Below are 12,192 nucleotides of genomic sequence, written 5' to 3' on the forward strand. Positions count from 1 at the left end.
AACCGCATGACCAGCCAACTCCAGCGAGCCGTCGACCTCGCCGCGGCCCAGAACCCGCGGCGCTACGTCATCACCGGAGGCCCCAGCTCGGGCAAGGACGACCTTATCGAGGCCGTCATCGCCGCAGGGCTCCCATGCATGGAGGCCGAACCCGGCCGCGAGATCTACCGCAAGCACCGCGAACGGCTCGGTCGCCACCTGCGCAAAGAGGACCGCCGCGCCTACGCTGCCGAGGTCCTGGACGCCTTCGTTGCCGAGTACGTCGGCCACACCGCCGGGATCCGCTTCTACAACCGGGGCATCCCCGACGGGTACGGCTGGGAGGGCTTCTTCGGCCTGCGCCCCTCGCCCGACCTTGAGGACGCGACCGCCCGCTACCGCTACGACACCGTGTTCGTCCTCGATCCGCTCGACCGGTTCGAGGACGCCGACGACATCGTCTGGGCCAAGGAACGCGAGATCCGCCGCGTCCACGAGCTCGTCGTCCAGGGCTACTACGACGCCGGCTACGAGCCGGTATTCGTTGCCCCCGAATCCGCGGCCGCGCGGCTGGACTTTATCTGCGCGAACCTCCGCCTGCCCAAGCCCGACCGGAACGGAGATTGAGGACATGTCCGATCCGCTGCTGATATCGCCCAACAGCATCCTCGCGAACGCGCTGCTGCGCTCGGTCGACCTGCTGCGCCCCCGCGTCCACGCTCGCCGGCCCGCCCGCATCGAGTTCGTGGTCGGCACCCAGATCAACGGCGTCCCGCACCTGGGCACCAACCTGGTCCAGACCGCGGCGTTCCTGCTCGCCAAGATCGCCCGCCGCGAGTTCGGCATCGAGGCGATGGTCCGCTTCGGCGCGCTCGACAACGCCCCGTACGAGGTCGACCTCGACCCCGACACCCACCACGCCTACCAGCGGACCTACGTTCACGCCCTGGGCAAGGACCGGATCGGTGAGATCATCGACGGCTACTACCGGGCGTTCTTCGACTCGCTCTCGGACGCCACCGACACCGCTTACGTCGTGGAGACCTACTCGGGCCAGCAGGCCACCCCGGCGTTCCGGGCCGAATTCCTGCGCAGCCTCGACCACATCGAAGCGATCCGGTGGTGGCTGGCGCCCTCGCACGGCGTCATCCACACCCGACTGCCCTGCCCCGACTGCGGTTGGGCCGAGAAGCGCGGCGAGCGGACCCGCCTGACCCACCTCGACGAAGACGGCGCCCGCTTCACCGCGGTGTGCTTCGACCACGGCGACTACGAGGTCCACATTGACCCCGAAGATGACTCCCCGTACCTCGACCTCGCCACGCTTTACCGCAACCTCGTCAAAGAGCGACTGGCCGGACGCGACGCGAATGTCCTCCCGGTCATGGTCAAGGGCGGCGACTGGGCCTTCGGGTGCCAGCTCGTCGACGGCGCGCTCGGCGCGATGGCCACCCCGCCCCTGCAAGTGCCCATGCGGGTCTTCACCCCGCAGGTCCTAGCCCCCACCGGCGCCAAGCTCTCCAAGTCTCTGCTGCGCGAACGCGGCACGGCCGCCCTGCCGGCCGACGTCGAGCCTTGGATGCTCGATACCACCGCGTGGCCCGGCGACGTCGACCATTACGTTGACGCCCTGCTGTAGCTGGTCGGCGAGTTGCTGACCGACCCCAAGCACTTTTTCAGGTCCTTCACCGTCAAAGAACTCGGACGACTTATGAACGCTCGCCCTGCCAGCGTCGCCACCCGGCCACGCGCCCACGAGATGGGTATTTACAAACGCTACTTCGACCTCATCGCCTCCGGTGCCAAGACCACTGAAATCCGCGTCAACGATGCCTCTCGGCGCAAGATCACTGAGGGCTCGCTGATTCGCTTCCGCTGCCGTGACGATGAGGTCCTTACTCGTGTCACCCGCATTGTCCGCTACGCGACCTTCGAGGACATGTTCGACCACGAGGCCGTCGCTTCGGTCAACCCCACCGCTACCCGCGAGGAACAACTCGCCAACATCCGCCAGATCTATCCGCCCGAACGCGAAGCCCTCGGCGTTCTCGCCATCGGCATTGCACTCGTTTCATAACCGCATCCGCTCACACGCCGACGGCCCACCCGGTTCGTGTTGGGGACGTCGGCGTGTGAGCTGGCGCGGGGCGGACTCGTTCAAGATGAACGGTGCCTGCCCACCCCGTCGACCGGGTGCGGCAGTTCACGCTGGTGGGGCGACGACCAACGGCGAGACGTGCGCGTCGGCGGCGTACGGCTACCGGCCCAAGCAGCCCAGATCGGTTCGGCCTCATTCGTCGCGGCGGCCACCAGCCGCGCGCCCGGGGGCCGTGCCTCGACTGCGGCGACAATCGCCGTCCCGCGGCCGTGAAGGCCTCGCGCGACCTTGAACATCTGGATCCGCAGCGGCCGCTTCCGGAGGTCGGGAACGCTAGCCCAGCGCCGGGCGAGGTCGCATCCTCAGTCCAGGTAACGGTTCTTATGGCGGCTGATGCCATGTTGCTTGCCAGCAGGCTTCATTGATGGGCCTCAAGACCGGTGTTGCCGTCCAGGAGTGCGCTGCGCGGTCCCATCCACGCCTTGCTCAATGCGATAGCCTGAGCTTTCGCTGCCCAGACCCGGTCGCGTGCGGCGCGGTCGTTGATGTTCCCGGCCTGGTGCAGTTGCTCGCCGACGGTGTAGCAGGCCTCCGGCCATGCCTGGATCGACGCAATGATGGCCGAGGCTGCTGCGGTGCCAGCGCTGGCATCGGTGCGCGTCTCGCGCCAGTTCGCTTCCCGGAGGGACCGGTCGCGGCCTGTGCGATGCTGTAGCTCCAGCGGGCCTGGTTCTTGTAGTACCAGGCCTAGGTGCGCAGGACGTCAGCCGGAGGCGTCAACGCCAGGACCGGGACGGGATCTGAGTAGTAAACGTCTTAAAACAACGCTAAGGGCAGCCGCTCGTCGAGGACGAAGTCACCGGCGTCGGGGAGCGTTTCAGGTCGACCACTTCCTCCATGTCAGCGGCCTCGCGGGCGGCGACGATGGCGATTCGATCGTGATCAGGTCAGCGGGGGTGCATCGAAAGATGTCGCAGAGCGCGGCGAGGAGAGTCAGCGACAGCCGTTCCGGTGCCTGGGAGACCAGCCGCCGGACCTGACCCTCCGACAAGTCGAAGCCCCGATCGGCAAGGTGCGGCCCGAGATCGGTGGTCACATACATGCCCTTGGACCTCATCACGTCGCGTAGGTTCCATGCGTAGGTGACCTCGCGTTTCAGCGGGTGCTCCCTTTTGGGTTCATCGCTGGGACAATCCTGAAGCGCACCGTGGTCAGTCGCTCCCGGCTGTCGGTCCGTTTCCGCTGTCCAGACGTTGCACCACAGACACGCCCAAGCCAGGTTCTCCCAGTCGTTCGTGCCGCCGTCGACAATCGCCAACCGGTGATCAAGAGATCCGATGCGTCGGCCTACCATCGCCCACGGCATCGGCCGTCCGTCGTGACCGGTGGGGCGACCCTCCAGCGCGAGCGAACCGCAATACGTGCAGCGCCCTTGTGCGGTTTCGGCGACCTGCCACACCTCTTGTGGAGTGATGCTTCGCTCCGGTCGCCCGGACATGCGCCGTTCACGGTTCGCTGTCTTCGCTTTGACGCGGCACCACTCGAGACGCTTGCGCTCCGTCGTGCGGGCGAGATAGTCCTCCCAGGAGGTGTAGACCGGTGCAGGCAGCTCGGCACCGACCGTCTCAGTGGGAGCTTCGAACGCGGGGCGAGACTGCCACGCCTCCTTGAAAGCGCGCGCTTCTTCCGGTGAGGGTCGGGCCGTCCTCTCGATGGGACGCTCGGCATCGGGGACGGGGAGGACGAGTTCGTCGGGCGCGGGGGGTTCGATCACCCTCGCTATCCTATCCGGCCCCACACAGTCCAGGCGCCTCCCAGTCGATGCTCCGGACTGGCGGGCTCTTTCGGGTTGCTGCTCCACTCCGAGAACGACCCGGCAGACCCGGTTGCGCCGCTCGGCGCACTAATGTCACCGCTCATCGATCAAGAAACCACTCGAGAGGGACGAAAGGGACAGATTACATTGATCATCTGATAAAGACTTCGCATGGGGCTGAGTCGTCACATCGTTACGAACCTGGCTGCCAGCGGTGAGGACGTTGAGCTGTACGCTGTGATGCGTGAAACGACCCATGAGACTCATGCGGCGAGGCAGTGCGTGACCGTCTACCTGCTCAGCGACGGTGACTACCTCAAGATCGGTTACACGTCCCGTTCTATCGAGGCGCGCATCCGTGAGCTGCAGACCGGCTCGCCCCGTCCCATTCAACTCCTCGGAACCATTCCCAATGCAGGCATGGATGTGGAACGCGAACTACAGGCGAAATTCGCCAACCTTCGTATCCGTAGCAATGGCGAATGGTTCATGGCTTCCCCTGCAATCGAAGCAGAGTTTCGCAAACGCAGGGAAGCCTTCGACGCTGAGTTCCGTAACGAACAAGAGAAGCGACGTGAGGAGGCAGAACGAAAAAAGCGTACTCAGGAAGAATTTAAGCGCAAGAGGAAGGAACAGGAGCAAAAGCGGGAAGAGCGGAAGCAGGCGATTCGAAATCTTCCACCCGATGTTCGCCGGAAATGGTATATCAAGCGCTGGATAATTTGGGCGACTGTAACACCCTCTCTCTTTGGGGCTATGCTGCTTACCCCTAAAGATCCAGTGATACTTTGGGGAACGGTCAGAATATTGCTCTTTCTGACATTTCCAATATGGGGATATGTGTGGGGACGAGCCTTGCCTAAAAATCCCGCGATTAACTAAGAGTGTGTCTCGGTTAGTGTGGGTGAGGAAGTGCAGAGTGGTTGTGGGCAGTTCGGTGTGTGATGGAGGTAGAGCAGCCCGGCTGTCTTGGACGGGCCCCGGAATGCTCGACGTACGGCAAGCTCGTCGAACCGGGTATCGTCTGCGGCCATGGACATTCCAGTTGAGCGATCGTGGCGGCGAATCGCCGACTGGACGGCGCAGCACGCGCCGTCGACCGCGGCGGCGATCCGCCCAACCGCGGGCAAGGCCGAGATCGACCGCACCCGGCACGCGGTAGATCGTCCCCTGCCGGCTGATCTGCTTGACTGGTGGGGGCTCATGGACGGCATCGACGACGCCGACTCCCACGTCTGGTCGCCGATCCCCCGTTCTACTGGCCGTTGCCGGTAGCCGAGGTTCGCGAACAGTTCGCCAGTCTCTCGCGGTTTGCCGATGAAGCGTGCTGCGGCGCAGATGGTGCGCATGCCATGGCGGCTGGGGAGCGGATGTTCGGGTTCTGTACTGCCACGGTGCCGATCGGTCGGGATGGTGGCGGAGACGTGCTCGTGGTCGACCTCCGCGATGGTGAGCGGCGCGGCTGCGTCATGGAGTGGCTCGCCGAGGAGGGCTACGTTGCGACGGATTGGGCCGGAACTGGTGCCATGCTCGCCGATGTCGCCGACCGGCTCGAGGACCCGGCGCAGACCGCGATCGGCGAATACGGGATGTTGGAATGGGCCTGAAGCGTGTCTCGCTCGGCGCGCGAGAGGTCTGGTAACGCTCGTGTGCGGATAGTTCAGCAGCCTCGAGCGAAGCGGTGCAAGAAACGCCACCGCTGATCAGGGCATGTGAGGCCGCCAGGCGGCACAGGACCCTGACCCGTCATCCTGTCGTGTCAACGGCCGAGCGATCGGCCGCCGCGCTAGCATGGCGGCTCGGGGATCATCCCGTGCGGCTGACGTTCTCGATGCCGACGACGCAGACCGCCTCATCGACGCGGTACAGCACCCGCCATGCGCCGATGCGGGCCCGCCGGTATTCCGGCCCCCACGCCACGGAACCGGTCGGGCGCGGGTTCTCTGCAAGCGAGTCCAGAAACGCCAGCAACTCCTCCAGCCCCCTGCCGTGGGTCGCCATGAACCGCGAAACCTGGGTGACGACGACCGGTTCCCACTGGACGTCGTAGCTCACTTGGCTGCCGCATCGGCTGCAGCCTGGCGCAGCAGTCGCTTGGCCTCCTCATGCGGGATCGGCTGCACGCCTTGGGCTCGGGAGATCTGGTTGCGCAGCGCCGCGATGGTGTCCTCCATGTCCTCCCAGTCGCTGAAGTTGACCACCAGGGCGATGGGCTGGTCGTGGTCGGTGATGACGGTCTGCTGATGCGCGGCCGCGCGACGCACGATGTCGCCGAGCTTGGGGCGCGCCTCCGTAATCGTATAAGTTGTCATGCAACTATATTAACATGACATGCATGTCAGTTGCATTGTTCAGGCTCGGGCGCCCCGGCCCACCAGGGCATGATCGAACTCGGCCGCGCCCAGAAAACGACTTTCAACATGCGGCTTGCGCGGGTCGTACGCTGGCGGCAGTGACGCTGCGAGGGCGGCTTCATGGCCTGCATGACCATACACCTGAGCGACGACCAGGTGTCCCGGATCCAGGCCGCAGCCGGCGCCGCAGGCCTCTCACCTGAAGACTGGGCCGCCCGGGAACTACGCCGCGCCCTGCGGCGCCGCCAGATCCAGGCCTACAACGGCCCCGACGCCGACACGATCGCGTGGAGGGCCATGGTCGACACCGAGCAGGACGCGATGCGGCAGGACATGGCCTCCGACCGGGAACCACCGGTGTGTTCTCACCCGACATCGGGTCAAGGCTCGTAGGGCTAGGGCCAGGGTCGCTACCGCGACAAGGACGGCACTTTCACGTTGCTTACCAGCGCCCCGGCCCCAGGAGCGCGGCATCACTCGACTCGACACCGGTCCGGATTCTGTTCCGGTGATTGTTCCGAACATTTCACCAGTATGCTGGTCTGCATGACTGTGAAGAAAACTGTGCTGCTTGAACAGCCGGAAGCCGCCGCCGTTCACCGGGCTGCGCTCGAGGACGGCATCTCCGACTCCGCGCTCATGGCCCGCGCCATCGAGGACTACCTCATGCGCCGCGCTGTCGACCGCCTCGATGCCTACGTCCACACCACCGGCGCCGACGCCCTTGCCACAGAGCACCGCGCCGATGACGCCGACGACGAGGCCATGGCATGAAGCCCGGCGTTCTCTGCGCCAAGCCGAGCACCGGGGCGACGGTCCTGGTCGTTTCCTCCGAGATGGTGAACCTCTCCACCTACCCCACGGTCCTGGGGCTGCGGTGCAAAGCCGAGGAGGGGCCGGGCTACCCGTTCACCGTGCCTATCGGCCACGGCCTGTGGGCCTACACCATGACCATCGCCCCCCGCGACAAGACCGACCTTGAGCCCGACGGCCGCCGCACCGACTCGCAGGCGATGGTCAACGTCATGAACGCCCTATTCCGCATTATGCGGCAGGACTGATCCCCTGTAAGCAGTCTCCACCGCCGAAGGCCCACAGCACAGGCTGTGGGCCTTCGGCATGCGGTTCACTTATCGGATCATCCGAATCCAAAACACGCTGACGAACGCCGTCACGACCACGACCGCCAGGAATAGGGGCGCTGGTAAGACTTGTCCGCGCACCCGCTGATGGACGGCTCGCGTGGCTTCCCGGGCCGCGTCGAGTGCTGCGGTGCGGCCCGCAGCAGCGTCACGACATTCGCGAACGTCCTGGCGACTGCGGCATTCGAGGTCATGGACGGCGAGTTCGTCTTCCTCGATCGCATCCTCCTTGACATCGTGTCGATGTACCTACCGGATTCGGTGATGCAGCACCTAGTGTTCATGTCGTCCGCTCGGTGGAGCGAAGGCCTGCGGCAGTTCAGCACCGGCGACCGCACCGTGGCCTGGCTCCAGGCGGTTCCCATCAGCGAGAACGAACTGGAGTCCGCGCGCCGCCATCGGGTCGGGGCCGCATCGACCTCATGGTGGAGCGCAACGTCGACGTCACCGATCTCGACCGTGCCCCGGTGGTCTGAGGGCCACCGCGACAGGCCGAAAGACAGCGAGCAAGACTATTGCGCGGCAACGCGGTCCAGGTGCCGCCGCTTCACCGCCACTATGCGCTCGATGCAAGCCCGGAAGTCTTCGAATCGGCCGAGCGCTTCGCCGGCGTCGATCCAGACGACGCGGCCTGGGGTGGCGGTAGCGGATCGGTGGATGACGATGAGGTTGAGCCGCTGCCCGGCCGCGACCGGCATGACGTTGGCGGGGTCAATGCCGATGTTCTCCAGCACCTCTTCGTCCTCATACATGCGCAGCAACTCCTGGCCTTCGGCCCAGTTGCCGCCGCCGCGCAGTTCAGGGAGGCCGAACAGGCCCATGCCGAAATAGCAGGCCTTCCAGCCATCGGCGGCCAGGAGGAAGTCGCGAAAGCCCGGTGGGAGGGCCTCACCGGTTTCGGTTTCGTAGGTGCGCAGGGTCGCTTCGGTGTTCGCTGTGCGCGGGCGCGTGTTCGCGTGGGTACCGGGCTCGAGTGCGCGCAGCCGGGCGTTGACGTCGAGGGCCGCGGCCAGCAGTGTCGGCAAGGTGTCGCTGGTGCTCATCGCAGATCCATTCGCTCAGTTCCGGAGGTCCAGGATGCCGTTTGCGGCTTGGGCCCGCCGACGCCGGGGCGGTATCGGAGTCGAGCGGATCGTCACCGTAGCGGGGCGGTGCCACCACGAGAGTGCGTGTGGACGGTCCTCGGTAAGGTGGCCCCGCACCTGAGTGCATACCTGATCAAACGCTTCCCCTCCGGCGCCCCGGCGACCTTCACTTCCGACCGTGAGGCAGCTCAGGCCGAGGAGGTTCCATGAACGAGTTCGACTCGTTGCAGTGCCTGGCGCAGCTGACTAGTATGAGTGAACCTCCTGTGCTCGACGAGACGCCCCATGTCTGGTGACATCGAATCGACGGCGATGAGTTCGAACGGCGAGCACACCGTGTACCCCATGACGGACGCCCTCGCCGGTACTGACGAAACCGTGTTGTGGCGCTGGGGCTTCGGACCCTGCGCTGCAGTGATGGGCCTGTCGCGGGTCAGCTGCGCGTACTTTGGTGACAGGCCGTGGGGTGGTCGTACCGCACTGACTGGTCCGCCCGCCGAGGCGATGTCAATCTCGGTGGGATCGAGGTGACCTGAATGAAGCGCAAGCATCCGTGGATGCGGGTCTCGGATCGATGGATTGAGTTCGCACTAGTCCCGCTTGCGCTGGCGACGGTGCTCGGGGTCCTGTGGTCGAGCGCGTCCTCCGGCGGTCGCGAAGACGAGTATGGGATTGCGGCCATTGGCTTCGGCATCGTCTGGGGCGTGGTGCTCATTGTCGTCGATCTGGTGCGTTACCGGCACAAGGCGGCGTGGCTGCTGGTCTGGCCGTTGGTCGGGGCGGTGTGGGCGGCGTGGTTCGGAGTGTATGACTACGCGATGGACGAGCGCGGCCTCATCGAGGCGTGCCCGGTGGCCACCACCAGCGATGAAGAGGTTGAGACCCGGGGTGGTGGCACGTACTGGGAGCGGACCTACACGCTTGCATGTGAGCTGGTCACGGTCATGGTGACCGACCGGATCGACAGTCAGTCCGTCGACTACGACACAGGCCCAGTCGATCCCGGGTCGTTCGGCCCGGACTCGTTTGTCACCGGCGGTCCACTCAAGCCTGAGACCATCGAAGTCGAATACGATCCGTATGGCCTCCTCGCTGCCCGCGCCACTGATGAGACCGGGCCCAGTAGCGCATCGATGTTGTGGCTCGCCGGAGGTTTCCTTGCTGCTGGCGTTGGTATCCGCCTGAGCGTCGCCGTTGCCCGCGCTTACCCTCTCCACCGTCGGGCCCCAGCCTAACCGGTGGAGACAGGCCTCGTGCCCCCAGTTTCGGGGACATGCGTACCTATGCTTGCGCGATGCCCAATCGCTCACTCTCAACTGCCACAACTCCAAGTTGTCGGGGCCAGAGCACGGCAGGGTGTTCAACGACGTCCGGCCCCAGCAGGCCTACCATGCTGACAAGAGTGGTCGATAAGCGACCGATGCTCCACAGATTCCGCAATCACACCGAATGTCCAGATTTCTAACTTACGCGGATTCGGTCCACCGGTGATTTCATTGCGGGACACTGAGGCAATGGAGTGACCACGACGGTTTGCCGTGGCGCTGGATGGCCTGGGGCTCGCGGGCTGCAAAGCGCCCCCAGCACGAGGGCTCAGGCGGCGAGGGGGCAACAATGGAAAACCGGATCCGTTCTTTCGCAACTTCAGTCAAGGGCAAGAGAATTCTCATCGCATCGGGCGCGGCCGTGGTTCTCCTGATCGGGATTATTGCGGCGACGATCGCAATGCAGCCTGAGCGGAAGACTTGTGAAGAGTGGGTGGCGCACGCGTTCACTGAACCAGGTTTTGAGAGCAACATCGGCCCTGCATGCATGTGGGGCGGCACCGATCCCGACAAAGCGTATTCCCTCGAGGAGCTGGAAGATATCTCTCGAGAGATGGAAGCATCCGGCGAGGGTGGGGATCTCGGCGACTTGTTTCCCGAGGACGAGTTCACAGCGACCGAAGAGTCGTTGCCCCCGGGTTACAAGATGTGCGAAGACTGGCTGATAGCTCCCGCCGATGAAGTCTGTGAGTACTACGACGATCTCCTGAATGAGCCGATCACTGAGGAAGAGCTTCAGGTATTCATCGACTATGACGAGGAGTACGCCCGCTGCATGGAACTCATGGGTGAAGCAGCTGACCGAGGGGAATACGACGAGGCGCCAGGATATGTGGAATGCGACGAGTGGGTGTCCAACACTCCTGAGCCCTCGCTTGAGGAACTTAGGAACGAGGAAGATTAGCCGATCCGGCCGCAGCGGTGTGTGGCTTTGAGCGATTCGCGCAGTTGCTTCAATTTAGGGCTGAACGGCAGGCCGTGGGCGGCGGTGAGCGTCGCGCGGTGGCGCCATGGCCTCACCTACCGGGGCCCGGTGCCGACCGGCTCCGCCGATCTCGGCTGGACCCGGCCGAGCATCGCGCCGTTGCAAATACCAGGGTGCGATTGCACCGACGCGGTTGGCCTCGATCTTCGCCCACGTGCCGTCGCCCTCGTCGTAGATGCCGTTGGCCATCAGTATTTCGATGTTCGCAACCGGGAGGCCGAGGATCGCGGCGACCTTCGATCGTGCCGTCGCGATCGCCTGGTCGGAGGTCGGTTCGGTGACGGCGCAGTGTTCGGGGGTGTCGATCACTTCGAGGATCCACCCGTTCGTTGAGCGCATGTCGAGCGCGTGCACGGTCGCGGACGGAACCGCGTCAGGATCCGGGGCCATGCCTTGACCGTACCTGGAAGCCGAACAGGCCCCAACCGCCGAGGTACTCCTGCAGGCAGAGAAGAAGTGTCTCGCACGCTATGGTCGAGACGGCGTTCACTTGCTGAAGTACGAGCGACCCGAGGAATGTTCGATCGCGTCTTCAAGCTCTTGCCCCTGGTAGGGCATTTCATTGATCCGAAACAACACCACTTTCCTTGACCTGGGGGTCCAGCTCAGATCAACACGATGGCCGCTTCTGGAAAATTGGGGGAGCGCACCGATCTTGTTGGCGTCATCGTGAGTTAGTAGTGACGATTCGAGAACAAGCCGATGGCGCACCACGGTGACGGCATCGATCGCAGGCCATGGCAGCCACACTTGGTGAGCCCGAGATGCCAACAGCACGCCATCCGCGTTCAGGACCATCCGAACCCGCCTCCAGCCACTATTGGCCATCAAGACGATACCCAACACGCTAATTGACAGCGCGCAAATGCCGACTGGCCAGAGATCGCCAGCCATGAGGGATACACCAACACAGGTCAAAAATACTATGAGGACGACGGTGAGGAGCAGCCCTCCTTCGTCAATGGTGGCAATACGTTGTTGGAACTCGCGCTTGGGTCCGGCTTCCGAGACTGCGTTTATCTGGTCTGATTGAGAGGACAGAGAAGGTGCCTGCGGCACGGACATAGCCGTGTGGTCTTGCTTCGACGCTTGTCTGGACGGTGTTCCAGAGTCCTGGCGGACCACAGCAGTTGTCACGAGGGGCAGGAACGCGCCGATAAGGAGGCTTGCGATGACGAAAGGCACCTGGCGCCACGGCGTACCTCCCCACACGCTGGTGACGACGACGACTGCGACAGCGCCGCAGATGAGTGCAGCAAGCAGTGACCACAGCAGGGCTTTGCGAGGGACCATTGGCATATTGTTGCAGGGTGAGTCGAGTGAGCCCTTCTCAACCTGGTTGAGTTCGGTTGCGGGGCAAGGAGGAAGCTCCTGATAGAACAACAGCTGTCTACTTCCGTTGTCTGCC

At 64.3% G+C, this 12,192-nt stretch carries 18 protein-coding genes and 1 pseudogene; 13 read left to right on the top strand and 6 right to left on the bottom strand.

What is annotated here, in order from left to right; genetic code table 11:
• Nucleotides 1-6 precede the first annotated feature (6 nt).
• From LO763_RS19885 to LO763_RS19895, 3 genes are all read left to right on the top strand, one after another.
• Nucleotides 7-606 (top strand): AAA family ATPase, encoded by a 600-nt coding sequence (locus tag LO763_RS19885; protein WP_230787778.1) that lies wholly within the window; start codon nt 7-9, stop codon nt 604-606.
• A gap of 4 nt (nt 607-610) precedes the next feature.
• The gene (locus LO763_RS19890) at nt 611-1,618 is read left to right on the top strand and encodes a hypothetical protein (RefSeq protein ID WP_230787779.1); all 1,008 of its coding nucleotides are present in this window, start codon (nt 611-613) and stop codon (nt 1,616-1,618) included.
• A 72-nt stretch (nt 1,619-1,690) separates the two neighbouring features.
• Complete coding sequence (locus tag LO763_RS19895; protein WP_369432037.1) at nt 1,691-2,056, top strand: ASCH domain-containing protein; 366 nt, start codon at nt 1,691-1,693, stop codon at nt 2,054-2,056.
• Between the two features lie 898 nt (nt 2,057-2,954).
• On the opposite strand, the gene LO763_RS30010 is transcribed toward LO763_RS19895, so the two are convergent.
• Nucleotides 2,955-3,851, bottom strand: coding sequence for a helix-turn-helix domain-containing protein (locus tag LO763_RS30010; protein WP_230787784.1), 897 nt, complete (start codon nt 3,849-3,851; stop codon nt 2,955-2,957).
• A gap of 324 nt (nt 3,852-4,175) precedes the next feature.
• Here LO763_RS30010 and LO763_RS19905 point away from each other — a divergent pair, with 324 nt between their 5' ends.
• The 3 genes from LO763_RS19905 to LO763_RS19915 all read left to right on the top strand — a co-directional run bounded on the left by LO763_RS19905 (nt 4,176) and on the right by LO763_RS19915 (nt 5,500).
• Nucleotides 4,176-4,775 carry a GIY-YIG nuclease family protein gene (locus LO763_RS19905; protein WP_230787787.1) on the top strand — a complete coding sequence of 200 codons (600 nt, stop codon included), beginning with the start codon at nt 4,176-4,178 and terminating at the stop codon, nt 4,773-4,775.
• Nucleotides 4,776-4,925: 150 nt separating this feature from the next.
• Nucleotides 4,926-5,168: an SMI1/KNR4 family protein gene (locus LO763_RS19910; protein WP_230787792.1), complete on the top strand. Its 243-nt coding sequence runs from the start codon at nt 4,926-4,928 to the stop codon at nt 5,166-5,168.
• Nucleotides 5,169-5,245: 77 nt separating this feature from the next.
• Nucleotides 5,246-5,500, top strand: a complete 255-nt coding sequence (locus tag LO763_RS19915) for an SMI1/KNR4 family protein (protein ID WP_230787795.1) — start codon at nt 5,246-5,248, stop codon at nt 5,498-5,500.
• A 199-nt stretch (nt 5,501-5,699) separates the two neighbouring features.
• Here LO763_RS19915 and LO763_RS19920 read toward each other — a convergent pair whose 3' ends face one another.
• Together LO763_RS19920 and LO763_RS19925 are read right to left on the bottom strand one after the other, a co-directional pair.
• On the bottom strand, nt 5,700-5,948 hold the full coding sequence (locus LO763_RS19920) for a type II toxin-antitoxin system RelE family toxin (RefSeq protein ID WP_230787798.1): 249 nt from the start codon (nt 5,946-5,948) through the stop codon (nt 5,700-5,702).
• A complete protein-coding gene (locus tag LO763_RS19925) occupies nt 5,945-6,205 on the bottom strand; it encodes a type II toxin-antitoxin system Phd/YefM family antitoxin (protein WP_230787801.1) in 261 nt (86 codons plus the stop codon). Before LO763_RS19925 ends, LO763_RS19920 begins: the two co-directional genes overlap by 4 nt.
• A 171-nt stretch (nt 6,206-6,376) precedes the next feature.
• Between LO763_RS19925 and LO763_RS19930 the strand changes: the two genes are divergently transcribed.
• The 4 genes and pseudogenes from LO763_RS19930 to LO763_RS30015 all read left to right on the top strand — a co-directional run.
• The gene (locus LO763_RS19930; RefSeq protein WP_230787804.1) at nt 6,377-6,640 is read left to right on the top strand and encodes a hypothetical protein; all 264 of its coding nucleotides are present in this window, start codon (nt 6,377-6,379) and stop codon (nt 6,638-6,640) included.
• A 153-nt stretch (nt 6,641-6,793) separates the two neighbouring features.
• Nucleotides 6,794-7,021 (top strand): hypothetical protein, encoded by a 228-nt coding sequence (locus LO763_RS19935; RefSeq protein ID WP_230787808.1) that lies wholly within the window; start codon nt 6,794-6,796, stop codon nt 7,019-7,021.
• Nucleotides 7,018-7,308 (top strand): hypothetical protein, encoded by a 291-nt coding sequence (locus tag LO763_RS19940; protein ID WP_230787813.1) that lies wholly within the window; start codon nt 7,018-7,020, stop codon nt 7,306-7,308. The genes LO763_RS19935 and LO763_RS19940 overlap by 4 nt, the downstream gene beginning before the upstream one ends.
• A 168-nt stretch (nt 7,309-7,476) precedes the next feature.
• Nucleotides 7,477-7,806: pseudogene (locus tag LO763_RS30015) on the top strand (suppressor of fused domain protein); the annotation flags it as partial.
• A 95-nt stretch (nt 7,807-7,901) separates the two neighbouring features.
• On the opposite strand, the gene LO763_RS19945 reads toward LO763_RS30015, so the two are convergent.
• A complete protein-coding gene (locus LO763_RS19945) occupies nt 7,902-8,432 on the bottom strand; it encodes an SMI1/KNR4 family protein (RefSeq protein ID WP_230787816.1) in 531 nt (176 codons plus the stop codon).
• 327 nt (nt 8,433-8,759) lie between these two features.
• On the opposite strand from LO763_RS19945, the gene LO763_RS19950 reads away from it, so the two are divergent.
• From LO763_RS19950 to LO763_RS19960, 3 genes are all read left to right on the top strand, one after another.
• A complete protein-coding gene (locus tag LO763_RS19950) occupies nt 8,760-9,005 on the top strand; it encodes a hypothetical protein (RefSeq protein ID WP_230787820.1) in 246 nt (81 codons plus the stop codon).
• A gap of 5 nt (nt 9,006-9,010) precedes the next feature.
• Nucleotides 9,011-9,709, top strand: a complete 699-nt coding sequence (locus LO763_RS19955) for a hypothetical protein (protein WP_230787824.1) — start codon at nt 9,011-9,013, stop codon at nt 9,707-9,709.
• A gap of 379 nt (nt 9,710-10,088) precedes the next feature.
• Nucleotides 10,089-10,703, top strand: a complete 615-nt coding sequence (locus LO763_RS19960) for a hypothetical protein (RefSeq protein ID WP_230787827.1) — start codon at nt 10,089-10,091, stop codon at nt 10,701-10,703.
• 54 nt (nt 10,704-10,757) lie between these two features.
• Here the strand turns inward: LO763_RS19960 and LO763_RS19965 are convergent, their stop codons facing one another.
• Nucleotides 10,758-11,174, bottom strand: a complete 417-nt coding sequence (locus LO763_RS19965) for a hypothetical protein (protein ID WP_230787828.1) — start codon at nt 11,172-11,174, stop codon at nt 10,758-10,760.
• Between the two features lie 96 nt (nt 11,175-11,270).
• Nucleotides 11,271-12,077, bottom strand: a complete 807-nt coding sequence (locus LO763_RS19970; RefSeq protein WP_230787831.1) for a hypothetical protein — start codon at nt 12,075-12,077, stop codon at nt 11,271-11,273.
• Between the last annotated feature and the right edge of the window lie 115 nt (nt 12,078-12,192).

It is taken from the genome of Glycomyces amatae, from assembly GCF_020991375.1.
GTDB classification, from domain to species: Bacteria; Actinomycetota; Actinomycetes; order Mycobacteriales; family Micromonosporaceae; genus Glycomyces; species Glycomyces amatae.